The organism is Cupriavidus consociatus (assembly GCF_017814975.1).
GTDB classification, from domain to species: domain Bacteria; phylum Pseudomonadota; class Gammaproteobacteria; order Burkholderiales; family Burkholderiaceae; genus Cupriavidus; species Cupriavidus consociatus.
Map to the genome: position 1 here is coordinate 181834 of NZ_JAGIQA010000008.1, position 23932 is coordinate 205765.

Below are 23932 nucleotides of genomic sequence, written 5' to 3' on the forward strand. Positions count from 1 at the left end.
ACACCAGGTCGCACATCGGACGGACACGCGCCGCAAGGCGTGCCTATTCCCATTTTCGAACACGATGTTCGGCATCTGGCTGAGTGTCGTCGGTCGAAGCGCCGTATCGCGACTCAACGGCCGCGGCGCATGGCCACAGGAGCGAATCATGCATCCATTACCATTTGCCCAGGTCTCGGCGGCCCGGCAATCCAATCTTGAAGTCCTCAGAGGCGTATCAGACGTGCTGCGACTTACGGAGACGGCGTTCGCGCAATATGAGACGCTGTTGCAATGGAATCTTCAATGGCTACACGGAGCCTTTCCCGGATCCTATGAGTGCGCAAAGCAATTTATGGCGATGCACAGGCCCCGAGATATCCTCGCGATACAGACACTCATGATGCAGATAGTTAGTGGTGAAATGCGGCACTCCCCGCAAGCGCCTACGCTTCGCAACCTCGTGCCCTCTGCCAGCACACTAACGTAGTGGAAGTACGCGGACGGAAAGCCAACGCGTCGCTCTGCCGAGCGTGACCGTGCGGCTTGAAGGAAGCGCGTGACCAGGTTGCTCTCGATTTACCAACTTCTGATGCAGATTCTGGAGAGTCCAATGAATGCGAAGCCACTCGTTACGGAACTCGATGCAAGCCGACTCAAGGCACGTGCACGGCGGGCAACCGCGCGGCCTCAGTATGGCGCCGCGTTGGCGCGCTTTCTGTCGGCTGCAGACGTCGTACCCGCCGACAGGTTTCCGGCGGATGCCATCAGCATGTTCACTACCTTTTCCTGCGTGGATTTGGCGAGACACCAGAGGATGGTCTGGACCATCAGCTATCCGGAAGAAGCAGATTTTTCCCTTGGCCGGATCTGCGTGTTCTCCCCTCTCGGCATCGCGTTGCTTGGTACACGGGGAGGTGGGGTTTCCGAGTGCAAGCCCGCCCTGGAAGTTTCCTTGCGGTTCATGGTCCAGGACATCCTTTTTCAGCCGGAAGCAGCGGGGGTACCCGAGTTGAACAGGTGCCGCTCCTGTCCCTAACGGTGTAGCGACGGTACAGGAGACCGCGCCAAACCGAGGGCGCTGACTAAGCGGCAAGGCGGCGGTCTTCTTCTCCCGTGATGGAGGGATACCGCCGTTCAACGTACGACCGGCGCTGGTCATTGAGCACGGCCCTCCGGATTTGCAGCAGGTTGTGCCGCGGCCGCCAGGCCACCTGCTACCGTTCGACAAATCGCTTGCTGACCACCTGGTTGACGGCCGACTTCACAAAAACCTGTCGTGAGCTTCGCCGTAACGCCTGCCACGGATACTGACCTGGTGCAGATGTTCGTCGGCCAGCCCATGACTACCTGGATGACATGGTGCAATTGTCCGACGGTCAAGTGCTCTGGAACCAGGCCCGTCGCCAAACCGGCGGGCGCAGGCCTCACAGAGCAATTCGAAGTTGAACGGTCTCCTGGATGAGCGCCGCATCGTTGTTCGCAGTTGCAGCATTTCCGTCTAGCTGCGCTTGCGGACCGCGGAGTCTACAGTGGGCTTCGTCGTGGACGGTCCGGGCGGGCTAATCAATGTGATGACAGCGTCCAGAAGCGCCTCGATGCGACTCGGCTTGAATCTCTCTGGCTCGATAGGGAGCATCATCATCCAGCCTTCGCCAATCGCGCTAAGTTGGTCGGCGAGCAACTCCGCAGTGATATCGCTGCGGATCACGCCCTCTTCCTGCCCCCTCTCCAGTAAAGCCACGCGTTTGCGTCGGTATTGCGCGTAGCGCCGCTGGAAGATCGCGGCGAGCTCCGGATCGAGCCTTGCCTGCGCGATCAATTGAAACTGCACGAGCCACCGGGCCGGATCGTCGGCAGTCGTCCAGTTCAGCCACTGTTTAAAGGTCGCTTTGATGTCGCGCGGATCGTGGCTGGACCGGATGAACGACTCGAACTGGTCAAAGTGATTTTCAACGAGCGCTTTGACGATCGCTTCCTTGTTCTCGAAGTAATGCAACAAGGAACCCGTGGTGCAGCCGGCCTGCTCCGCCACCTTGCGCAAGGAAGCGCCAGCATAGCCTTCCCGTGCGACCACAGTGGTAGCTGCGGCGAGGTAACTGGCGCGCCTTGCTTCGCGATCCACGACCGGTCGCCCCCTCCGCCGTTTGGACGGGTCTGAGGTGGCCTCGGGAGCAGGAGTATCTGGCGTCTTCAAGGTAGGGGCACGTGTCATGAGAGAGGGTCGACGATATCGGCAAACAACAGCATTCCAAGGCGCTGCCATGTTGCGTATCGATGATCGACTCCTGCAGGCGGCGGCGTCACTGGGCGCATCCAGGCAGCAGATCTTCTGGAGGGTCTTCTTCCCTTTGTCATTGCCCGCGCTGGGGGTGTCCGTCTTGCTGTTGTTCATGCTGAGCCTTGGCTTCTACATCACCCCGGCCATTCTCGGAGGGGGAAAAGTGCCACTCCTCGGCAATCTGCTCGACACGCTGATCAACGAGACGTCGGAATGGGCGCTGGCGGCCGCAATATCAACAGCATTGCTAACGCTTGCGCTTGGAGTCTTTGCGATCTTCCTTCGCCTGAATCGAATGACGGAGACAAAATCATGAAAGCAACACGTACAACGACTGCGCTGTGGCTCCGGATCTGGGCTTTGCTGACCCTCGGCTTCCTGTTGATCCCCGTGGCCATCGTGCTACCCATGTCATTCTCTTCAGCAAACGCCCTCACCTTTCCGCCACCGGGATGGTCGCTGCGCTGGTTTCAGGTTCTATTGTCGGATGATGACTGGCTTGATGCTTTCTCCAATAGCGCATTGGTCGCGACGCTGACCGCGAGCACGGCAGTCATGCTCGGTAGCCTGGCGAGCTACGGCTTGGCTCGCGGGCAATCGCGATGGCGCGCGGTGGCCGAAGCGAATCTGATGCTGCCACTGATCGTGCCGGGCGTTATTATCGCCATGGCGCTGTATTTCTTCTACGCCCGCTGGAATCTACTCGGGACAATCACCGGCCTGGTTCTCGCGCACACCCTGCTCGCTATTCCGTTCGTGGTCATGGTTCTCAACACAGCGGTCCGCAGCTTCGATATCCGCATGGAACAGGTGGCATGGAGCCTGGGCGCGAGCTGGTCACAGACCATGCGACGGGTGGTGTTGCCGACGCTGGCGCCCAATCTGGCCGCAGCCTGGATCTTTGCCTTCGTGATCAGCTTTGACGAAGTCATCGTGAGCGTGTTTCTCGCTGGCACGATTAACACCGTGCCGAAGAAGATGTACAACGACTTGATGCTGGAGATCACACCGACCATCACAGCAGTGGCGACCGTTCTGATTACCGCGACCGCGCTAGTCCTGCTTCTTGTACGTTGGCTGACGCGACGGAAGCCATGACAGCTCAATAGGAATTGAACGGCTTCGGCTAACTCCAGCCATTCGCAGCGGAGGCATCGCCCGGTCAGCCATGATCGGCCGAGTCTGCTCGCCCTCGTAGCGCGTGAGGCACTCGAGCTGACCGCTGACAGCGCGCTGTTGCGGTGCTGTCAGCGTGCATTCACGAGCCGCGGTGTTCCCGCTTGCACGGACCTTCCGGCGTAGTACATCCACCGCTGGCCCGTGCGGCTCTTGCCCTCTCAGTAGCAGTTCCGACCAGGCCGCCCGTTTCGACACGAAAAGGGCGAATGGATGAACACGCCCATAAGAGGCGTCCCCTCATGCCGGAAGACTTCACCACGAAAAGGAGACAGGAATGAAATCGACGTATGGGATCAAATGCCGCAATGCCGCGCTGACGCTGGGCGCGTGGCTTGCCTGTGGCGGTGCGCAGGCTCAATCCGGTGTGTTGCTGTATGGAGGGGTTGACGCCAACCTCGAGTATGTCAATCACTTCTCGACTGTGACTCCGACCGTCGAAAACGGATTTACCACCGGTCCCGGCACGAGCCTCTACCGCCTGAACTCGGGCGGCTTGTCGGGCTCTCGTTTTGGCATGCGGGGAACTGAAGATCTGGGTGGCGGCCTGAACGCGATCTTTGTGCTGGAAGGCGGCTTCGGTGTGGACAATGGCATGATGCAGCAAGGAGGGCGCCTGTTTGGTCGCCAGGCCTTTATCGGCTTCGATAGCAAGGGGATTGGTACCTTCACTTTCGGTCGCCAGTACATAAGCTGGTTCGACGCACTGGCAAACTTCTCGCCGACAGCTTTCTCAACGCAGTATGAACCGATCGTGGCACAGATCGGCATGGACTTCCGTTCTGACAACACGTTGAAGTACACCGGGGTGTTCGGCCCCCTGACTGCAAGCGCCAACTGGTCGTTTGGCAACGGGTTCCTGGGCAACGGCGAAGTCCCTGGGCAGTTTCGTCGCGACACCGGCTACGGCGCCGCATTGACGTACGAGTCCGGCCCATTTTCCGCAACCATGGGGTACAACCAGTACAACCCTACGCTGACCACGGCGGGCGGCACCGGTAGCTTTAAGAAAGCCGCCGTTGCCGCGAGCTACAGCTTCGACGGGCGTGCCAAGTTAATGGCTGGCTATCGCTGGGGTCAGAGCAAGGGTGCCGATGGCTCAACGGTTCTGCGTGATGATTTCTACTGGGCAGGCGCCAACTACGCCCTCACCCGGGGAATTGAGCTGACCCTGGGCTACTACTACGACGACATCAAGAAATTTGGCGATAGAAATATGAAGAACCCGTGGCAGGTCTCCTTCATTGCCGACTACCGCCTTTCCAAGCGGACTGACGTCTATCTGACCACCGCATATTCAAAGAATGCCGGGCTGAATTTCGACACGTCCGCAGTCAGCTTTATTAACGGATACTTCCTCGGCACCGGACAAAGCTCGATGTTCGGCGCGGCTGTCGGCATCCGTCATAATTTCTAATACAGATGCTCTTTCGTCCCCGCAATCACTAAGGGGCGGGGACGACAAGGAACGTAACCGGTTGGCATGCCGGCGCCCGATCCTCAAACCAGTGATGATCGCAGCCATGCGCGCATTGTAGGTGTCTCATAGGGCTCTCAGCAGCAATCCGGTCGTCTGCCCCTGTTTTGGCGCGGTCTCCTCGAAATAATCGAACACTTATACGTGAGGTGAATCTTGAGAGCTTATGCCGAATTCGGCATGAAGATTTGAGACGATAACCTAAACCGCATACATATCGAGGTACTCATTGACGGCCATCGCCTCCAGCCTGGCCTGGTCGAGCGATACGGCAAGGATCGCCGCCTGCTGTTTGGGAGGGAAACGCCGCGCCAGGTTGGTCCGGAACTTCTCAACCAGTAACGGGATGCCTTCCGCGCGCCGGCGCTTGTGGCCTAGCGGGTACTCGACCAGCATTTCGTCCAGCACCGTGCCGTCGTCCAGTTCGATCGTCAGCGCATTGGCGATCGAGCGCTTGCCCGGATCATGGTAGTCGGCGGTAAATGACTTGTCCTCTACGCAGACGATCCTTGCGCGCAGCGCATCGATACGCGGGTCGGCCGCTACCTTGTCCTCGTAGTCATCGGCGGTCAGGCGGCCGTACAACAGCGGCACGGCGACCATGTATTGGATGCAGTGATCCCGATCGGCGGGGTTGTTGAGCGGGCCGGTCTTGTCGATGATGCGCAGGCAGGCCTCGTGCGTGCGGATCGTGATCCGCTTGATATTTGCATCGGTCTTGCCGGCGTCGGCCAGCGCGCCATACAGGGCCATTGCGGCTTCCACGGCGGTCTGCGCGTGGAACTCGGCCGGGAAGGAGATCTTGAACAGCACGTTCTCCATCACATACGACTCGTAAGGGCGCTGGAACCGGAAGGGCTGTCCCTTGAACAGCACGTCATAGAAGCCCCAGGTCTTCGCCGTCAGCACCGACGGGTAGCCCATCTCGCCAGTGCGCGCGATCAGCGCCAGCCGCACCGCGCGGCTGGTGGCATCGCCTGCGGCCCAGCTCTTGCGGCTGCCGGCGTTGGGCGCGTGGCGATAGGTGCGCAGGCTCTGGCCGTCGACCCACGCCAGCGACACCGCATTGATGATCTCGTCGCGCGTCAGCCGCAGCATCTGCGCGACCACCGCGGTCGAGGCCACCTTGACCAGCACCACGTGGTCGAGCCCGACCTTGTTGAAGGAGTTCTCCAGCGCGATGCAGCCCTGGATTTCGTGCGCCTTGATCATGGCCGTGAGCACGGCCTTCATCGTCAGCGGCTTGCGGCTGGCGGCGATGTTGTTGCGCGAGATCCAGTCGGCGGTGGCCAGGATGCCGCCCAGGTTGTCGGACGGATGCCCCCATTCGGCCGCCAGCCAGGTGTCGTTGAAGTCCAGCCAGCGGATCATCGTGCCGATGTTGAAAGCAGCCTGGACCGGGTCTAGCTGGAACTGGGTGCCGGGCACGCGCGCGCCGTTCGGCACGATCGTGCCCGGCACGATGGGGCCGAGCAGCTTGGTGCATGCCGGGTAGGACAGGGCTTCGAGCCCGCAACCGAGGGTGTCGATCAGGCAGTTGCGGGCGGTGTCGTAGGCGAGGCCGCTCTTGATCTCGTAGCCGGTGACATAGTCGACGATGTCGACCAGTACCTGGTCAGGATCGGGGCGTCGCGCGGACGGCGTGTCAGTGGACATGGGCAGCCTCGCTGGAGGGTAAGTATCAGAACGCGTCGCCCGGCACGCGCAGCCAGCCTTCCAATGTGCTGCGGGCTCGTGATGGCCTTCCTGACCACCTTCGCCGTCGGCCTGCTGCGCTTCGGCGCCGACGCGCAGCGTGCCGGACGGATGCCCGAAACGCACCGTGTTGCGCTCGCCGCCGCCGGCGGACAGGTTGACCAGCGTGCCGGGGATGGCCGCGGCGGTGCCGATGGCCACCGCTGCCGTGCCCATCATGGAGCGTGGTGCAGCTTGCCCATGGAGAGCGCGCGCGCCAGCAGGTCGACATCTGCAGCGGCCACTTTCTTGTCGCTGGAGACAGTGTAGTCCACCGGCTTGGCCACGAAGGCGACCCTGGGCGTGTGCTGGCGCTTGGCGGCCTCGTCCACGTCCTTGATCAGGCCCATGCGCAGCGCCCCGTAGGCGCAGATGGTCTCGAACATCGCCAGCACCTTGGGGGGCGCCGTTGATGACGTCCTGCAGCTCGGTGCGGCTTAGCCGATGCCCTCCGCGTTGACGAAGATGGTCGGGATGCCGGCGTTGATCATGGTGGCACTTCGGCGCCCGGGAAGGTCACGCCCTCGAGCTCGAAGTCACCGGTTCCCTGCACTTCGTCGTTGGTAACGGGCACATGCTGCTGATGTGCGTGATCGGCAGCCCCGCCCCGAACGGCAAGCAGATCGATGGCATGGGCGGCGCCACCTCCAGCACCAGCAAGACCGTGATCGTGTCCAAGAGCACGTGCCCGGAGAACGACGTCGATTACCTGTTCGGCCAGGTTTCGATCGAGCGTCAACTGCGGCAACCGTGGCCACGCACACGCATACGGCACGTGACCAAAAACGCCATCGATTCCGTAGGCGGATTGCTCAAGAGCCCCCGGATATCTCACTTTCGAGCCGTCGTATCCGCGCCTGTATCGCCGCCGCAAGTTCCATCAGTGGCTCTGCCAAAGCAGCTTCGACAGCCTCGGCATCCTCTTGGGTCGACACACTCACGTTCAAGGCATGGACTTCATAGCCGCCGATGTGCAATGGCGTCGCCATCGCAATGACCTGAGGCTGCCATGAAGCAACACAGTAGCCCTTCTCTCGCACCGAAAGGACCGCGGCCTCGATTTCCCGCCGCAAGCTCCGCCAGCCGCGGCCCTGGTGTTTTTCAGCGAGAGCCAACAGCATCGCGCTGAACGCCTCAGGTGCAAGCATCGCAAGGTAGGCACGCCCCAGCGAAGTCAATGCCATCGGGATACGCTGTCCGCTCACCACCGTTCGTAACGACTGTCGCCGGTTGTAGCGAAACGACTCGAGATAGACCATCTCATCCCCGTCGGGCGCCGCCAGGCCGACGTTAATCTTGTGTCGCATTGCGACCTCAATCATCATTGGCGCCGCGACTTTGAGGACCTGCGAGCTGTCTCGCATGGCGTGTGCCATGCTGAGCACCGGCACAGCAAGTCGATATGCTCGAAACTGCGGGATGTATTCGAGCATACCTGTCTCAATCAACGACTGTGTCAGCCGGCTGACGGTCGACCGGGACAAACCGGTGCGCTCCGCAATCTCACTGTTGCCTAGCATTGAGGAACCGGCACGGAAGGCGCGCAGCACGGCAATGCCACGTTCGAGCGAGCGATTTGGCGTTGCCTTGCCCTGACCTGGTTTTATCCGTTCAATGCTGAGAGTGCTGTTTGACATGAAAGCTTTCCAAGGCTCGTCAGACCGTCCGGACGGTAGCTGGCGTGACTCCAGGGAATGCTACTCGATGCGGATCCCCTTGTCCTTCACCACCTGCTTCCACCGGCCGACCTCTTGCTCGGCGATCGCGCGCAGGTCCTGAGGTGAACCGATGCCTCCCACCACGCCTTCGCGCGCCAGCCGGTCACGAAATGCACCGGAGGCTGACGCTTGCACGATAGCTCTATGCAGCGCAGTGACGACATCGGGCGGCGTTCCCTTTGGCGAGAAGACACCATACCAAACCTCGGCACTGTAGCCTTTGACACCTGCCTCGGCCACCGTAGGAACATCGGGAAAAGTTGGGGATCGCGTGGGCGAAGTTACTGCGAGTGCTCGCACCCGACCGTCGCGGATCAATGTTGCAGCGCTAGCCATCGTCGCGAACGCAACATCAATATGGCCGGCCAACAGATCGGCGAATTGGGGCGCGGAGCCACGGTATGGCACGTGCACAAGCCGGATGCCTGCCATGGATTGGAAATACTCGGCTGCCAAGTGGACTGACGTGCCGTTGCCCGCCGAGCCGGCTTGTTCTCAACGATAAAAGGCTTGCCGAGGCTGCGTGAAAGTTCATCGCCCAGCGAGCGTGCTATCACATCAGTGCCACCGCCGGCCGGGAACGGAACAATCAGGCGAACCGGTCGCGCTGGATACGATTCCGCACGCGCTCCTATGGACAAAACAGACAATGCGGTGATTAGTACGAAGTGTAGCAACCAGCCTAATGGGTTGATTCTTTGCATGATACTGATGTAGTCGAGAAGAAGGCCGGAGCCCTTCACGCAAAAAGCTGGCGGATACTTTCGGATTCAACATGCCAAATCCGCCCTGCCAGCCGATGTGCGGCTTCAACGCCCACAATCGGGGTCGCCAGTTCCATCAGCTTGCCGTCGAGATCCTCGTCCGACAACGGATCCTCGGGATCGCCCTTCCGGTTTGGCTGAAGGTAGTCGGCCTTGGCGCCGTCCAAGGTTTCGATCTCCACCCTGGCTGCGCGCTTGCCAGGAAACCAACCATCGATCTCGGGATCGACCACGATAGTCATGCAATCCATTAGCCGGCGCGTCTCATCGTCCCGCAGCCGCTCCGGTGTGTAGGCCGACAGGCGTACGCTGCCATGCACCAGTGCGGTAGCGACGATGTACTTGAGGCTGAACTTGGCCTCGTTCTCCGTCCTGGGATCGAGGTAACAGGCGATTTCCAATGCAGGACGGTAGGTAGCAACGTGAATGCGCCGGATCTGCGAGGTGTCAATGCCCAGCTTCGCTTTCAGGGCGAGCGCACCATCAATAGCCGCAAACGTGTGGCCGCAGCCGATGTGATTCTTGAAGGTTAGTCGGCAGATATGGAAATCCGTGCCCAGTGTTGCGGCCAACGCGCCCCATTCCGGGCCGTCAGACATGGCACGGCCAATTCCCGTCTCGCCGTCAAGCACATCCAGCGAACCCGTGATACCGGCAACTGCAGCACGGGCAGCCAGCACGCCTCCCTCTGCCGCGCGGCCCACGTGCAGAGGCTTGGACATCGAGTCCATGCGGAATGCCTGCTGCAGTCCGGCGGCGAAGGTTGCCGCGGTTGCCAGCGCGTGCGCTAGCTGCTCCTCGGTCGCGCCATAGATAAACGCGGCCGCTGCCGCCGCGCCGAAGGTGCCAACGGTGGCGGTGCTATGCCAGTAGCGATAATGCGCGCGGCCCAGTACCACGCCAATGCGGGTCGACACTTCATAGCCAACCACGATGCCCTTCAGCAGCAGCTCACCGGTGGCGCCTGCGTCCTGCGCGGCAGCGACCGCGGCGGCAATGGTGGGAGCACCGGGGTGATACATCGCGTCGCGAAAGCTGTCGTCGATTTCGGCGGCGTGAGCGGCGGCGCCATTGAGCAACGCCGCAACGCGCGCCGTGACATGTTGCCCGCCAGGTAGCGTAGCGTTGCCCCGGCCGAACTCCTCTTCCAGCGCACCTCGAAGTCGCTGTATCGCCTCCGTGTCAAGGCCCGGGAACAGTGCTGCATGCCAGTCGATCAGCGCGCGCTTCGCATGGTGAAGTACCTCGACGGGTAGCGGTCCAGCTTTGACGGTGCTGAAGAATGGCCCAAAAGCCTCTGTTGCGTACATGGTTCTCCTCTCAGCCGGCCCTGGCCGGCTTATGTCATTGTCTGAGCGCGCTGCCGCAGCCACGCATTCAGCATCGTGTTGACTTGCTGGTGAGCCTCGTATTGCACCCAATGCCCGGCGTGCGGGACCAGTTGCACGCTGACTGGGTGCGCTCCTGCTGGCGCCCCTGAGCGAGCGTCACGGGTGATTTCCGCGAGCGATTCAGGTGACATGGTCACGTCCTTCTCGCCCCAGATCATCAGTATTGGTCCGGCAAAGCGGGCAAGGGCGTCCTGCAACCCGCCGGCACGCGAAATCGGCTTGCTGCGGAAGCGCGTCGCACGGCAAGCTTCGGTATGGATAGCCACGGCTTCGCTATCGATCCCGGCTGGATCTGCAATCATGAATGCCGCCAAGTTGTGGCGCATCGCATTGGCCAGCGCCGCCGGGCTTTCACTGCGGCGCCAGTCAACGAGAGCCTGTGTCATGCGCCGTGGCCCGCCATGGCCAGCCGGCCCGATCAGCGCCAGACGATCGACGCTCGCCTGAGCCAGGCGCGCATGGGTTGCCAGGTGTGCCGCCACCAGCGCCCCAAACGAGAAGCCCACCAGGTCAACGCAATCTAGCGGCAACTGAGCCAGCGAGCGGGCCAGGACATCGACGAAGCCAGGCAAATCCGAGCATGGTGCCGGCCCGGCCTCACCAAAACCCGGCATGTCGGGCACCAGCAGCCGGCGTGTCCGGGAAAGCGGTTCGATATTGCGCGCCCAATGCTGCCAGGTTCCGTGACCGCCGTGGAGCATGACGGTAGTCGGTCCGGCCCCAAAGCTTCGCCAGACGACCTCGCAGCCGTCGACGGAAGTCACCAGGGCTCTCTCCCCTTCACCGCGCATGCCGTTGCCTCATTAGCGAATGCCGCCGTCGGCCAGTACCGCCACGCCGTCGGCGGCCACGACGCCCTGCCCTTCTGGTAGTACGAACACAGGATTGATCTCGGCCTCAATCAGCCTGTCGCCGAGCGTGGCGACCATCCGCGAGAATGCGACAATGGCGTCGGCCAGCGCATCTACGTCCGCCTTGGGCCGGCCGCGGTAGCCCTGCAGCAGGGGAGCCGTCTTCAGCCGCTGGATCATTTCCAGTGCGGCCTGGCGCGTCAGACCATGGCCGGTTGGCAACAGCCGCAGCGTGGTATCACTGAAGAGTTCCGCGGTGACTCCACCCATGCCAAGGAGGATGGCGGTACCAAGCGCATCCCGGTGCATGCCGAGAATCACCTCGACTCCGCCCTTGACCATCTCCTGCACCAGGTAACGCTGAGGCACGATTCCCGTGGCGGACTGTACGTCCGAAGCCATCTTTGCGAGTCGTCCTGCCACCTCGGCGGCTGAAACATTGACAGCCACGCCGCCGACATCGCTCTTGTGCGTGATTTCGGCCGATAGCACCTTTAGCACGACATTGCCGCCGAAGCCCTCCGCGGCCGCCCGTGCCTGATCGCCGTTGGTGACCACAATCTCTTTCGCAACCGGCACATCAAAGCCGGCGAACAGCGTCTTTGCCGCGGCTTCGTCAAGCGGGCCGGTACCGAAGGGGTGCAGATCCTGCGGCGGCAGCGAGGCAGTCCCCACTTCTTCGTCCGCCCCGATTTCGCTCGCGCGGAGCATCGCATCGAATGCTACCGTGCATGCCTCTGGCGCCGAGAATGCCGGCACGCCGCGGCGACTGAGCAGCGATGCGACTTCCGGCGCATGTGGGCTGACATAGGCGATCACCGGTTTGTCGCTGTCGGGCAGACAGTCATGGATCGCATCGGCCATCAGGTCCGGCATTGCCAGGCTTGACGAACCCACGATCACCGATACCGCGTCATAGCTCGGACTTTCCAGCAGGATGCGGATTGCGGCACGCAGCAGGTCGGGCTGCAGCCCGGCCAGGGTCACATCGATCGGGTTACGGTCGAGCGCTGCATGGTCACCCTTCTGCAATGCCCGCAGCTTCGCCGCGGTCTCTTCGTCCGGTGCAAGCGTCTCGAAGCCGGCCACGCCCAGGCTGTCAGAAACCAGCGTACCCGCGCCGCCGGTCGAGGTCAGGATGGCGATGCGCTTGCCGCGCAGCTTGCGGCCCGTTGCCAGTGCCGCAGGCATGTCGAGCAAGTCGGAGAAGGTTTGCGCGCGGATCACGCCGACTTGCTCGAACAGTGCGTCGTACATACGGTCGGCGCCGGCCAGTGCGCCGGTGTGGGAGACCGCGGCGCGTGCCCCGCTCTCGGAGCGGCCAATCTTGAATGCCACCACCGGCTTGCCGGCGCGCGCCGCCTTCAGCGCGGCGCGGCGGAATGTGTCAGGGTTGCGCACGCTCTCGACATAGAGCGCGATCACGCGGGTGGCCTCGTCGTCGGCCAGATAGTCGACAAAATCGGCCAGATCCAGATCGACTTCATTGCTGGTGGAAATCAGCTTGCTCAGGCCGATACCCCGCGCCGCGGCGCGTGACAGGAGGGCGCCGAGGATACCGCCGCTCTGCGATACCACGCCAATGCTGCCGGCGGGGAACTGGTCCATCGCCAGCGCGCCGCTGGCCGACAACGGAATATTGTCGGTCAGGTTGACCAGCCCGATGGTGTTCGGGCCCAGCAGGCGCATGCTGCCGGCTGCTTCAATCAGCTCGGCCTGGCGCCGGGCGCCCTCCGCGCCGGTCTCGGTATAGCCGCTGGCCAGCACGATGGCAGCGCCTGCACCACGGGCAGCCAGGTCGCGCACCGCCAGGTGGGCGCGCTCGGCGCCCAGCAGCACGATGCCGACATCCGGTACTTCCGGCAACGAGGCGATGTCGGGATAGCAACGCAGGCCGTCGATCGATTCGACCTTGGGGTTGACGGGGTAGATTGCCCCGCTGAAACCGTGCTTGCGCAAGTAGGACACCGGACGGCCGGCGGTTTTGGCGGGGTCGGCGGAAGCCCCGATCACGGCGACACTGCGCGGCGTGACAAGTCGTTGGATGGCGTTCATGGTGTCAGACCTTGCTGGCGGCTTTATTAAGGAAAGCCAGCACGGACTCGCGATGCTCGGTGCTGGTGTAGCAGATGCCCTGCGCCTGGCTGCCTTGCGCAAATACCTGGTCGGCGGGAAGTTCGAAGGACTGATTCATGATGCTCTTGCCCAGCGCGATGGCGGTGGCCGAGCCCTGGCTCAGCTCTGCCGCCCACGCCAGCGCATCGCCGATCAGCGTTTCGGGCTTGCTCAGGCGGTCGGCAATGCCCAACGCCTTGGCTTCCTCCGCCTCGACTTTTCGGCCGGTGAAGACCAGCTCCTTGGCAGTCGACAAGCCTACGCGGCGCGGCAGGAAATACATGCCGCCGCCATCCGGGATCAGCCCGCGGTTGATATACGACCACGAGAACGACGCCGATTCGGAGGCCACGACGAAATCGCAGCATAGCGCCGTATCGGCACCCAGGCCCGCCGCGGCGCCATTGACCGCCGCAATCGTGGGCTTCGGCATGGTATGCAGCAACTTGACGGTGTGGTGCACCCGCTGCTGGCGGCTCCACCCGTTAAAGCCAACCTCACCCTGCGGCGCTTCCATGCGGCGCTGCATCCCGGCCACGTCGCCGCCGGCGCAGAAGCCCTTGCCGTTGCCGGTGAGCACCAGTGCGCGGATTGCCTTGTCGGCCGCGACGCGCTCCAGCGCATCGATGAATTCCGTACGCATGTCATCACTCATGGCATTGCGCTTGTCGGGGCGGTTGAAGGCGAGCAGCGCGATGCCCGCTTCGATCTTCAGTTCGATCAGGGAATAGTTGTCCATGAATTGATCCGGTCCTGTGTATCTGTTGTGTTCTGTCGTTGGCGCTGCGCTCAGTCGGCGGTGATGTTTGCTTCCTTGATGATCTTGCTCCAGCGCTGGCTCTCGGCCCTGACGTAGCGGCCAAATTCGTCCGGCGTGCTGCCACTCACGGCGAGGCCCTCTTGCTCGGCGCGCTTGCGAAATGCTTCGGTATGCACGGCTTTCTTCGCTGCCGCGTTCAGGCGCGTGATCACCCCCGGCGGCGTACCTGCCGGCACAAACAGGCCATACCAGCTATCGGCCACGTAGTTGGGCACGCCGCTTTCGGCGATCGTCGGCACCTTGCTCAGCGCGGGCGCCTGTGAACGCCGCGCGGTCGTGACCGCCACCGCGCGCAGCTTGCCGCTCTCCAGGTGCGGCGCGACCGCAGCCGCCGTGGCGAACATCACGTCGACCTGTCCGCCGAGCAGATCGGTAATGGCCGGGCCAGCGCCACGGTACGGAATGTGGTTGATCTCGACCTTCGCCAGCTTCTTGAACAGTTCGCCTGCCAGGTGCGCGGAGGTACCCGCGCCCTGCGATGCATAGTTCAGCTTGCCCGGCTTGGCCTTGGCAGCGACGATCAGGTCCTGCACGGTCTTGATCGGGCTGTCCGGCTTCACTACCAGAACATTGGGTGAGCGCCCTACCAGCATGACCGGCGAAAAGGCCTTGTCGGTATCGAACGGCAGCTTCTTGTGCAGGCTCGGGTTAACGGCGTGGGCCATGGTCGCCATGACCAGCGTGTAGCCATCGGGCGCGCTCTTGGCCACAGCATCGGTCCCGATGATGGTGCTGCCGCCGGGCTTGTTGTCGACGATGACGGGCTGGCCCAGATCCTCGCCCATGGTGATGCCCATTGCCCGCGCCACCAGGTCGGTGCCGCCACCGGGGGCAAATGGCACGACCAGGCGAATCGGCTTGTCGGGGAAAGCTGCCAGTACAGGGAGCGGCACGGCGGTGACCATCATGAAGGGGATGGCAGCCTTGGCAAGCTGGCGGACGAATCCGGTACGGATCGAATGCATGGAGTGTCTCCTGGAAGGATTGAAACGCTGCCGGCTTATTCACCAAACTACGCCGCGTGCGTCTTGTTTGTTGGAGACAGCTTAGGCCTTGTCACGTTGACATTCACCCCCGCAATTCCACTGTATGGAATTTGCATGTATCGACAAAGCACCTGAACGAAAAAAAGCCCGGCAGAGCGCACAAACTCTGCCGGGCCCACGCCCTTTCCAGACCGGTCCCGGAATGCCAGTCCGAAGATTGAGGACTCTATCCAGACGCCGCAGGAAGATCCGGCCAATACCTTACTCGGGCTTGACGTTCCGCTCCGCAATCAACTTGGACCACTTTCCCCCGTCCGCGCGGATCCGATCTGAGAACTCTGCCGCGGTGGACGGCGCCGGCGTCAATCCCATCTTCGCGAGACTGGCCTTGACCTCCTTGTTTTCCAGTGTTCTTCGAACAGCGCCATTCAGCTCCTGCACGATCTTGGGAGGTGTGCCAGCGGGGACCATCAGACCGTACCAGTTTTCGGCATACACGCCCCTGATGCCGCTTTCGTCCAGCGTCGGGACGTCCGGCAGGTAAGGTAGCCGCTTGGCCGTGGTCACCGCCACAGGCCTCAGTTTTTTCCCCTCGATAAACGGCACAAGCCCCGACGCATCGCCAAAGAATGCATCGACCTGCCCCCCGATCGTATCGGTGATGGCCGGCGCTGCGCCCTTGTACGCCACATGCAAGAACTCCGCCGAGATCGAGGCCTTGAATAATTCGATCGCCATGTGCGGCATACTGCCGATCCCCGACGATGCCAGCGACACCGAACGGCCCGCGCGGCTCTGGGCCACGAGTTCCTTGGCGGAGTTCACCTTGGACTGCAGAGGCACCACCAACACCTGGGGCGTCGTGACCACCATGGATACCGGCACCAGGTCCCGCTCCGGACGGTAGGACAGGTTTTTATACAGTGAAGGGTTGATAACGATCGCTCCAGCGCTGGTCAGGAAGAACACCGAGCCATCTGCCGGGCCTTTTGTCACGGCACTGATTGCGATGGCGCCGTTGGCACCCGGCCGATTGTCGATGATCACGGTGCGTTTCAGTTCCGTCTCCAACTGCCTGGAGATGGCACGCGCCAGCGCATCGGCCGGCCCGCCGGCGGGGAATGCCACCACCATCCGCGCCACGTCGCTGGCGATGGCCGCCTGGCCGAACGACATCGCCAGCAGCGCTGCTAGCGATCCCTTCAGGAAAGTCCTTCTCATACTGCAACTCCTCACTTGTGCGGATATCCGCCCTTAGCCGGCCGGTGCGCCCTGCGTATTGACATACAGCGCATAGATTGATGTACACGACGCCATGAACAACCGGTTGCGGTGTCGCCCCCCGAAGCACAGGTTTGCGCATCGCTCGGGTAAGCTGATATGCCCGATCGGCTCGCCATCCGGCGCGAAGACTCTCACGCCATCCAGCTCGGGCGTACCCATGCCCCAGCCGCACCACAGGTTGCCGTCGACATCGACACGAAAGCCATCCGGGGTCCCTGGGCCGGCATCTACCAGCACGCGACTTTCGCCCAGCGCCTTGCCACCGTTACTAACCTGGAAGGCGCGAATCCGCCGCGGGCGGGTGCGTGACTCGATCACGTAGAGCACTTCTTCGTCGGGGGAGAAGGCCAGGCCATTGGGACCGCTGACGCCGTCGGCAACCACATCCAGTCGACTCGTATCGGGATCGATGCGATAGATCCGCTCGGGCAGTTCTGGCTGCGCCTTCTCGCCTTGGTAATAGCCGGCGATGCCGAATGGGGGGTCGGTGAACCAGATCGAGCCATCTGACTTCACGACCACGTCGTTGGGAGAGTTCAACGGCTTGCCGCCAACGCTGTCCGCCAACACCGTGATGCTGCCGTCGTACTCCGTGCGCGTGACGCGCCGGCCACCGTGCTCGCAGGAAATCAGCCGCCCTTGCCGGTCACGGGTATTGCCGTTGGCATGATTGGAGGGACTGCGGAACACCGTGGTCTGCCCGCTTTCTTCGTCCCACCGCAGTATCCGGTTGTTCGGGATATCGCTCCACAGCAGATAGCGGCCGTCACCGAACCAGACAGGCCCTTCGCTCCAGCGGCTGCCGGTGGCGATGCGGTCGATCGCAGCCAGAGGCAGGTGGTATTTGTCGAAGCGCGGACTCAGTGCCTGGACGCGCGCATCCGGATATCGCACCGGGTCGACCGGTGCAAGAGTGGATTCCGTGATTCTCATCGTTTGGCCGGGAAGGTTATAGGTAAAGACGAGACGGGTTTTCGGACAGTACGGCATGCAGCACCGAGTCATCACCCGCGGCCGACTGCAGCCATCCCATCAGCGCGCGGTCGTCCGGCACCGGACAGGACAGGTTCGGATGCGGCCAGTCCGTGCCCCAGATCGCGCGATCTGGCGCCACCGCAAGCAGGCGTTCAAGTACGGGCCGAGCTTGTTCGGCGTCCAGATTTCCAGCGGTAAGGCGATCTACGCCGGATACCTTGATCCAGACCGACTCATTGCGCAGCAGCGCACAAACACGATCAAGCTGGAGCGTCACCCCAGGGTCGTTCACGGCCACCCGCGCCATATGATCGATGACAAGTGTGGCGCCAAGATGGCCAACGGCTTCCACCGCCTGGACGACATCGCCGGCTGTGCCATGTACCAGTGCGTGCCAACCGTACGGCAGAATGCGCTCGATGACCGCGCGTATCCTGCCCGCATCGAAGGCATTGCCAAGATGACTCATCAGGCCAATACGTACACCCCTCACGCCTTTGGCAGCCATGCCCGCCAGCAGGGCCTCGTCGGTGTCGGGCTCAATCAAGGCTATGCCGCGATAAGTCCCCTGAGCGGACTCGAGCGCATCCAACAACGCGCCATGGTCGCTGCCATAGCAGGCCGCCTGCACGATCACGCCATGGGTGATGCCAAGCGACCGGTGCATCGCGCGCAAGGCGCCGAATGGCGCCGGCTCGGGTGCATACACGGCGCCACGGGGCAAGGGGTGCCGGTCGTAGGGTCCGTAAATATGCGTGTGGCAGTCCCACACAGGCTTTGTGGACAACATGGTGCTCTCGTACCCGTTGCCCATCAGTTCGCGGTCGCGCCCGTGGCTTTGACCACCTTGGTCCAGCGAACATACTCGCCGTGGATCAGGTCACGATATTGAGTTGGTGTGCCACCGGTCGGCTCAGCCCCTTGTGCGTGCAGGGCCTTGATCACCTCGGGCGACTTCAGCGAAGCGTTCATGCGTGCCCGACGATCACGACTGGGGCCTGGCCTGCGTGCTCGATGACCGCCGCGATATCTTCAGCCCAATCATGCAGCGTCTTGTCAGCCAGCGGGCCCGTGCTGCGGCCATTGCCTCGCGGCTCCGGGCAGAGAACTCGGTATCCGGCGGACGAAAGCGGTTCAGCCAGTTCCAGCATGTCGGTAGCGCCGCGCCCGAGCGAAGGCAACAACACAATAGTCGGACCGGTACCCAACTCATAGACCTCGATCGAAATCGATGCTGAGCGCGGCACGTCGTATCTCCGTACTACGCTCGACGTAATGTCCGCATGGGATGTTGCGTGGGCTTGCTCTTCCGTACTGCTTGCCATGACCTCGTCTCCTCGGTGTTCACGAAAGGACAGCGAACTGCTGTTCCGTGGCCAGTCCACTGTACCGAGGCCATCGCACAAATTCCAATATGGAATCTGACTGACAGTTATAGGGCTGGCGTCGGACGCGGCCATCCCTTCTTGCGATTAGTCAGGCTTGATACCGAGCTTGGTTACGATCCCGCTCCAGGTCTTCACTTCCCGGCTGATCAGGGCGGCGAACTGCTGCGGCGTTCCACCTGCCGGGGCAGCACCATCGGTTTCAAACTTGGTCGCGGTCTCTGGCTTCGCCAGGATGCGGTTCACTTCTTCGTTGAGTCGTTTGACGACCTTCTGGCGGCATCCCCTTCGGTCCGACAATGCCATACCAGAGCGTCACGTCATAGCCCGGCAGACCACTGTCCGCGACCGTGGGTACGGAAGGCAGCGCGGGCAACCGCTCCGTGGATGTCACCGCGTAGGCCTTCAGTTTGCCTGCTTTGATCAGTGGCAGTGCGCTTCTTGCGCTCGCGGCGAAGTACAAATCGGCCTGCTTGGAAACCACATCATTGAGCGCCGCGCCGCCGCCCTTGTAAGGGATGTGCCGCAGCGATACCTTGGCATCGGCACCAAATCGCTCGCCAGCAAGATGGATCACGCTACCGGCACCGGACGAGGCAAAGGTCAGCGCACCGGGCTTCGCGCGTGCCAGCGTCAGGATCTCGGCAACATTGCGCGGTGCGAAATCAGCATGCGAGACCAGGATCAGCGAAACGCGCGGCGCAACGCTTCCTTCCTGGCAAAGGCACGATGCTCTGCGATCCGGCCGCTCTGATCGCGGCAGCCTCGCGCGAGGGCTTGCCGCGCAGGGCGGCCGTGACGCATGGCCGTTCACCAGCACCCCCTGGCCCTTTCAGGCAAGCAGCGCGACCTGGACGTCGCGCTCTCCTTCATATGGATTGCGCCCATGCCAGACCTGCAGGTTGTCAAGCACCATCACGTCGCCGTCGCGCCATGGCCAAGCGTAGGTCACCTTGTCGCATAGCGCGTCGATATGCGCCATTTCCTCGGCAGTCAGGCGATTGCCGTCGCCCAGCGTTGCGCCGGTGGGGTACTTCTTCGTCTTGCTGATCTCGATGTCGAGACCTTGCTCGGCCTGCGGCTTCATATGGAGGATCGACCGATAGAGCTTCTTGCCCGTGCGCGGATGGCGGACAAAGGGATCGAGCACATTCAGCACTGTCAGGCTGCCGTCAGCGTTCCAGATGGGTTGCAGTCCGCGCTCGGTGCAGAGCGTCTCGACCTTCTCGGGGTCGTCGGTTTCAAACGAGTGATTCCAGCCGCGCTGGTCCATATGGCCATACGATGCGCTCTGGTCCGTCGCCTTGGGGCCGAAATTGATCGCGGTGCGGGTGCCCAGCGCCTCGATCCGCCGCACCAGCGCGGGATCCATCTCGTCAATCAGATTCCTGACGTCGCCGATCAGCGTCTCGCCGCCCACAGGGGCCGTCCTGCGCGAAAAGAAGGCCACGCGACCGGGGTAGTCCCGACGATAGGCCATTTCCGAATGCAGAGCGAGCCGCACCCCCGACGACAGGCGCGTGGCTTCCATGACCCTGCCGCTGACCGTCGCGCGCGGCGCGCGGCCGCCCGCGTAGCCGCCTTCGAATGGTGGAAAGCCTTCGATGAAATCGGCGAAATCGCCCGTGTCGGCGATCGGGAAGCCGCGCAGAACAATGCCGCCATGGGCGACGACAAGGTCATCGAGAACGGGCCGCACCGCGCCGAGCCACTCGCGGAAGCGTGCGCGATCGCGCAGGGCCGCGCCGCGGGGTTCAATGAACAGCGGGGGACGGCCAGGTGCCAGTTCGTGGCACTGCACGTCGGCACCTAGCGCGGGCACGTCGATGGTGATGGGCGATACGGCCGGCTGGGCGGCTTGGGTCATCTTTGTCTCCTTGTATTGTTTGGGAATGGGAAGTTCAGGTTCGGTACGACGGGTCGATCCGATCCAGTTCGCGAATCACGGCCGCCCATTCGCGCCGGCCCCGGATGGCGATCCGTCCGAACGCCTGTTGGCTGGCTTGCAGCGAGGCATCACTGGGGAGGATCACGTCGCCCGCGGCCAGGGCATCGACCTGAATGCGACAGGCACTTTCGAGCCAGTAGATGTTGAAGAAGGCTTCGGCAATGGTCGCGCCGCACACCAGCAACCCGTGGTTGCGCAGGATCATGGCGTTGTGGGTGCCGAGATCCTTGACCAGCCCCTCTTGCTGGGCAAGCTCGACCACGGGTCCGGAAAAATCGTGATAGGCGACCTGGCCGTAGAACATGTGGGAATGCTGCGAGATCGGCAGCAGCCCGCAACGCATGGCGGACACGGCGGACGAGGCACGGGTGTGGGTGTGCAACACGCAGGCGGCATCGTGCCGTGCGGCATGGACGGCGGTATGGATCACGTAGGCGGCGGGATTCAGACCGAAGTCGTCTTCCGGGCGGTACAGAATCTCACCGTTCAAATGGATCTTGTAGAGGCTGGAGGCCGTGACTTCCTTGTACAGCAGCCCGTAGGGATTGATCAGGATATGGTCCGGCTCGCCCGGCACGCGCGCGGTGATGTGGTTGTAGATCAGGTCGGTCATGCCGTAGAGATGGACGGCGCGGTACAACGCCGCCAGTTCCACGCGCGTTTCCCATTCGAGGTCGGAGATCGATGGATGGCGCGAGAGGGTGCCAGCGCCCCGGATTGCGGTCATGCAGGCTCCCGTCAGTTCTGGTTCAGATTCAGGTTCAGCTCGGCGATGTTGCGCTTGTCGCTCGCAAACTGCTCCGCCGCGTATTTCTGATATTCCGCTGTGCCCATGAAGCGGTTGGGCATGGATTCCAGGTCCAGCGCGCGCTGGTAAGCCGCATCGGCGCTCGCGGTACGGAAGGCGTCCTGCAGCACGGCAACGACTCTGGGATCCAGCCCACGCGGGCCGGCGATGCCGATTTCGGATTGCACGGTGATGTCGTAGCCCAGTTCGCGCAGGGTTGGCACGTTGCGCCAGCCCTTGAGCCGTTGCGGCTCGGCCACGGCCAGCAGGCGCAGCTTGCCGGACGCGGCCATGGCGCCCCAGCCTGCCTCGATCATGGCGTCGACGTGGCCGCCGAGCAGCGCCACGGTGGCTTCCGCACCGCCCTTGAATGGCACGAAATTCAACTTGATGCCGGCCGCGCGCGACAGTCGTGCCACGGTGATCTGGCCCAGCGAACCGGTCCCTACCGAAGCCACGCTGACCTTGCCCGGATTGGCCCTGGCGTACTCGACGAGTTCGCTCATCGTCTTCCAGCGTGAATCCGCCGCCACCGATACACCCTGCACATAGCTGGTGAGGCCAACGATGTAGGTGAAGTCATTGACCGCGTCGTACGACACCGGCTGCAGGTGAGGCAGGCGGAACAGCGCGGGTGTGATCATCGCCAGCGTGTAGCCGTCGCGGGCCGCGGTGCGCGCCATGGCGCTGGGGCCGAGCGTGCCGCTCACGCCGGGGCGGTTCTCCACCACGATGGGTTGTCCCAGCACCCGCGCGGCGGCGAGCGACAGGGCGCGAATCTGCGCATCGGTGGGGCCACCGGCGGGAAACGGCACGATCATCGTGATCGGCCTGGATGGATACGTGTCGGCGCGGGCGGCCGGCGACAGGTGGAGCGCTGCGGCGACGAGAGCGGCGGGCAGGACGGCTAGCAGTGCGCGACGGCGCTGGCGCGGTTGGCGGGGCATTGGGAGTCTCCTTGGTTTTCGGGGCCGGGTCTCTTGCCAGGTGGAGCAAGTCTATGGGCGGGCCGGCGCCAGACCGATTCCAAATTATGAAATTGCGATTCCATATTGGAATCACCATACAATGGTGTCTTTTAGACCCTGCGTGGCATGCGTACCGAAGACCTCAAGCTTTTCCTCACCGTGACGGACCACCGCAGCCTCCACCAGGCCGCCGCGGCCAGCGGTGTCTCGCAATCGGCGTTGTCCAAAGTCTTGGCGCGGCTTGAGGAGGAGTCAGGAATGATCCTGTTCGAGCGCACCGCGCGCGGAGTTGCCTTGACGCCCTCAGGCACCACACTCGCCGCGCACGCGCGGAAGGTCACGCTGGCCCTGGAGGACATGGAACGCGAGCTGAACGACCAACGGCTGGCGCGCGCCGGCAAGGTGCGTCTGGCGACGCTGCCCTACCTGATCCCCAGCCTGCTGTCACCGTTGCTGGCCCGGTTCTTCGCCAGCCGTCCGCTGGCCGCTTTTTCGATAGAAACCCACCTGAGCCCGCGGCTCCTGGGTGCATTGCAAAGCGGCGAAGTCGACCTGGTGTGCGGCGCCACGCCCGTCGACGTGCCGCCCGGCATCTCCTGGACCTCACTCGGCCCGGTCACGCTGCATATCGTGACCCGGGCCGATCATCCGCGCCGCGACAAGTTGCGGCGTCTGGCGGACCTGAGCCACGAGCGCTGGGCGCTGCCGGCAAGCTCGCTCTACCTGAGGCAAACATTTGACGCGCGATTCCAGTCCCTCGGACTTCCCCCGCCCCTGGTGGCCGTGGAAAGCACGACGTCGCCCACCGCCTTCGCCGAGCTCCTGCGACACTCCGATCTGCTGGGGCTGCTGCCACCGCGCTTTCTCAAGCAGGCCGACGGCCACGGCCTCGCCACGCTCGACGGACCCGGCATGACGTGGCAGCATGAGCTGGCCGTGTGCTGGCGCAGCACGGGCTATTTGTCTCCACTGGCGAAAGATTTTCGGGATGCCATGGTGGAGTGGTGCGGGGAGACGGGCGTTTGAAATCGGTGGTTTCGCATCGCCCGGGCGATCCCCGCCTTTCTGGTGCACGCCGCGCGGTCAAGCAAAGCGCGGCGGCGCCAGAGAGCCTGAAGCAGCAGGCAACGAAGCTGGAAAGGTCGTCTGCGTGTTTCGCTGGCGCGGCACAGTGCGGCTTTGCCGAAAGGGATATGGTGACGCCTTAACGGCTTGTCGTCGCGACACTGCGTTGTACGCGGCCTTCTGTTCGTTCGCCCGTCTAGGCAGCCCCTTCCGTTGGGGTAATCGGCC

25 protein-coding genes and 2 pseudogenes are annotated in these 23932 nt (G+C 62.9%); 6 read left to right on the top strand and 21 right to left on the bottom strand.

The genetic code is table 11. The features are described from left to right. Nucleotides 1-669: 669 nt before the first annotated feature. Nucleotides 670-810, bottom strand: a complete 141-nt coding sequence (locus J8I82_RS38310) for a hypothetical protein (RefSeq protein ID WP_245179714.1) — start codon at nucleotides 808-810, stop codon at nucleotides 670-672. Here J8I82_RS38310 and J8I82_RS39605 point away from each other — a divergent pair. Continuing rightward, a complete protein-coding gene (locus J8I82_RS39605; RefSeq protein WP_431831549.1) occupies nucleotides 797-1018 on the top strand; it encodes a GreA/GreB family elongation factor in 222 nt (73 codons plus the stop codon). The genes J8I82_RS38310 and J8I82_RS39605 overlap by 14 nt on opposite strands. 46 nt (nucleotides 1019-1064) lie before the next feature. On the opposite strand, the pseudogene J8I82_RS38315 reads toward J8I82_RS39605, so the two are convergent. Both J8I82_RS38315 and J8I82_RS13615 read right to left on the bottom strand, forming a co-directional pair. Then, nucleotides 1065-1250 (bottom strand): annotated as a pseudogene (locus tag J8I82_RS38315) (ISKra4-like element ISBte1 family transposase); the annotation flags it as partial. A 230-nt stretch (nucleotides 1251-1480) separates the two neighbouring features. Continuing rightward, the gene (locus J8I82_RS13615) at nucleotides 1481-2104 is read right to left on the bottom strand and encodes a TetR/AcrR family transcriptional regulator (RefSeq protein ID WP_284183064.1); all 624 of its coding nucleotides are present in this window, start codon (nucleotides 2102-2104) and stop codon (nucleotides 1481-1483) included. 139 nt (nucleotides 2105-2243) lie between these two features. On the opposite strand from J8I82_RS13615, the gene J8I82_RS13620 reads away from it, so the two are divergent. From J8I82_RS13620 to J8I82_RS13630, 3 genes are all read left to right on the top strand, one after another. Beyond that, on the top strand, nucleotides 2244-2576 hold the full coding sequence (locus tag J8I82_RS13620) for an ABC transporter permease (RefSeq protein ID WP_209758201.1): 333 nt from the start codon (nucleotides 2244-2246) through the stop codon (nucleotides 2574-2576). After that, a complete protein-coding gene (locus J8I82_RS13625; protein ID WP_209758202.1) occupies nucleotides 2573-3358 on the top strand; it encodes an ABC transporter permease in 786 nt (261 codons plus the stop codon). Before J8I82_RS13620 ends, J8I82_RS13625 begins: the two co-directional genes overlap by 4 nt. Before the next feature lie 355 nt (nucleotides 3359-3713). Then, nucleotides 3714-4853 carry a porin gene (locus J8I82_RS13630; protein WP_209758203.1) on the top strand — a complete coding sequence of 380 codons (1140 nt, stop codon included), beginning with the start codon at nucleotides 3714-3716 and terminating at the stop codon, nucleotides 4851-4853. A gap of 261 nt (nucleotides 4854-5114) precedes the next feature. Here the strand turns inward: J8I82_RS13630 and J8I82_RS13635 are convergent, their stop codons facing one another. Further along, the gene (locus J8I82_RS13635) at nucleotides 5115-6827 is read right to left on the bottom strand and encodes a bifunctional 2-methylcitrate dehydratase/aconitate hydratase (RefSeq protein WP_245179716.1); all 1713 of its coding nucleotides are present in this window, start codon (nucleotides 6825-6827) and stop codon (nucleotides 5115-5117) included. Continuing rightward, complete coding sequence (locus J8I82_RS38320; RefSeq protein ID WP_245179717.1) at nucleotides 6824-7033, bottom strand: PrpF domain-containing protein; 210 nt, start codon at nucleotides 7031-7033, stop codon at nucleotides 6824-6826. Before J8I82_RS38320 ends, J8I82_RS13635 begins: the two co-directional genes overlap by 4 nt. Before the next feature lie 191 nt (nucleotides 7034-7224). On the opposite strand from J8I82_RS38320, the pseudogene J8I82_RS13645 reads away from it, so the two are divergent. After that, a pseudogene (locus tag J8I82_RS13645) lies at nucleotides 7225-7383 on the top strand (PrpF domain-containing protein); the annotation flags it as partial. A gap of 76 nt (nucleotides 7384-7459) precedes the next feature. Here the strand turns inward: J8I82_RS13645 and J8I82_RS13650 are convergent. The 16 genes from J8I82_RS13650 to J8I82_RS13730 all read right to left on the bottom strand — a co-directional run bounded on the left by J8I82_RS13650 (nucleotide 7460) and on the right by J8I82_RS13730 (nucleotide 22618). Further along, the gene (locus J8I82_RS13650) at nucleotides 7460-8284 is read right to left on the bottom strand and encodes an IclR family transcriptional regulator (RefSeq protein ID WP_209758206.1); all 825 of its coding nucleotides are present in this window, start codon (nucleotides 8282-8284) and stop codon (nucleotides 7460-7462) included. A 60-nt stretch (nucleotides 8285-8344) separates the two neighbouring features. Further along, a complete protein-coding gene (locus tag J8I82_RS13655) occupies nucleotides 8345-8797 on the bottom strand; it encodes a Bug family tripartite tricarboxylate transporter substrate binding protein (protein ID WP_245179718.1) in 453 nt (150 codons plus the stop codon). A gap of 307 nt (nucleotides 8798-9104) precedes the next feature. Then, nucleotides 9105-10439 (bottom strand): MmgE/PrpD family protein, encoded by a 1335-nt coding sequence (locus tag J8I82_RS13660; RefSeq protein ID WP_209758210.1) that lies wholly within the window; start codon nucleotides 10437-10439, stop codon nucleotides 9105-9107. Between the two features lie 29 nt (nucleotides 10440-10468). After that, nucleotides 10469-11284, bottom strand: a complete 816-nt coding sequence (locus J8I82_RS13665; protein WP_284183065.1) for an alpha/beta fold hydrolase — start codon at nucleotides 11282-11284, stop codon at nucleotides 10469-10471. A gap of 39 nt (nucleotides 11285-11323) precedes the next feature. Further along, a complete protein-coding gene (locus J8I82_RS13670) occupies nucleotides 11324-13426 on the bottom strand; it encodes an acetate--CoA ligase family protein (RefSeq protein WP_209758214.1) in 2103 nt (700 codons plus the stop codon). Between the two features lie 4 nt (nucleotides 13427-13430). Next, complete coding sequence (locus tag J8I82_RS13675) at nucleotides 13431-14225, bottom strand: enoyl-CoA hydratase/isomerase family protein (RefSeq protein WP_209758216.1); 795 nt, start codon at nucleotides 14223-14225, stop codon at nucleotides 13431-13433. Nucleotides 14226-14275: 50 nt separating this feature from the next. Further along, nucleotides 14276-15271 carry a tripartite tricarboxylate transporter substrate binding protein gene (locus J8I82_RS13680; RefSeq protein ID WP_209758218.1) on the bottom strand — a complete coding sequence of 332 codons (996 nt, stop codon included), beginning with the start codon at nucleotides 15269-15271 and terminating at the stop codon, nucleotides 14276-14278. A gap of 282 nt (nucleotides 15272-15553) precedes the next feature. Next, nucleotides 15554-16513 carry a Bug family tripartite tricarboxylate transporter substrate binding protein gene (locus J8I82_RS13685; RefSeq protein ID WP_245179719.1) on the bottom strand — a complete coding sequence of 320 codons (960 nt, stop codon included), beginning with the start codon at nucleotides 16511-16513 and terminating at the stop codon, nucleotides 15554-15556. 33 nt (nucleotides 16514-16546) lie between these two features. Next, a complete protein-coding gene (locus J8I82_RS13690; RefSeq protein WP_209758350.1) occupies nucleotides 16547-17509 on the bottom strand; it encodes an SMP-30/gluconolactonase/LRE family protein in 963 nt (320 codons plus the stop codon). A 16-nt stretch (nucleotides 17510-17525) separates the two neighbouring features. Continuing rightward, the gene (locus J8I82_RS13695; protein WP_209758220.1) at nucleotides 17526-18341 is read right to left on the bottom strand and encodes an amidohydrolase family protein; all 816 of its coding nucleotides are present in this window, start codon (nucleotides 18339-18341) and stop codon (nucleotides 17526-17528) included. 23 nt (nucleotides 18342-18364) lie between these two features. Next, entirely contained in the window at nucleotides 18365-18523 is a 159-nt protein-coding gene (locus tag J8I82_RS13700; protein WP_209758222.1) for a tripartite tricarboxylate transporter substrate-binding protein, read from the bottom strand. Continuing rightward, nucleotides 18520-18876, bottom strand: coding sequence for an alpha/beta fold hydrolase (locus J8I82_RS13705; RefSeq protein ID WP_245179720.1), 357 nt, complete (start codon nucleotides 18874-18876; stop codon nucleotides 18520-18522). Before J8I82_RS13705 ends, J8I82_RS13700 begins: the two co-directional genes overlap by 4 nt. Nucleotides 18877-19138: 262 nt before the next feature. After that, on the bottom strand, nucleotides 19139-19750 hold the full coding sequence (locus tag J8I82_RS13715; RefSeq protein ID WP_209758226.1) for a tripartite tricarboxylate transporter substrate-binding protein: 612 nt from the start codon (nucleotides 19748-19750) through the stop codon (nucleotides 19139-19141). 18 nt (nucleotides 19751-19768) lie between these two features. Next, complete coding sequence (locus J8I82_RS13720; RefSeq protein ID WP_209758228.1) at nucleotides 19769-20803, bottom strand: TauD/TfdA family dioxygenase; 1035 nt, start codon at nucleotides 20801-20803, stop codon at nucleotides 19769-19771. A gap of 34 nt (nucleotides 20804-20837) precedes the next feature. Next, on the bottom strand, nucleotides 20838-21611 hold the full coding sequence (locus tag J8I82_RS13725; RefSeq protein WP_209758230.1) for a class II aldolase/adducin family protein: 774 nt from the start codon (nucleotides 21609-21611) through the stop codon (nucleotides 20838-20840). Between the two features lie 11 nt (nucleotides 21612-21622). After that, nucleotides 21623-22618, bottom strand: coding sequence for a tripartite tricarboxylate transporter substrate binding protein (locus J8I82_RS13730; protein WP_209758233.1), 996 nt, complete (start codon nucleotides 22616-22618; stop codon nucleotides 21623-21625). 147 nt (nucleotides 22619-22765) lie between these two features. Between J8I82_RS13730 and J8I82_RS13735 the strand changes: the two genes are divergently transcribed. Continuing rightward, nucleotides 22766-23665, top strand: coding sequence for a LysR family transcriptional regulator (locus J8I82_RS13735; RefSeq protein ID WP_209758235.1), 900 nt, complete (start codon nucleotides 22766-22768; stop codon nucleotides 23663-23665). Nucleotides 23666-23932 lie beyond the last annotated feature (267 nt).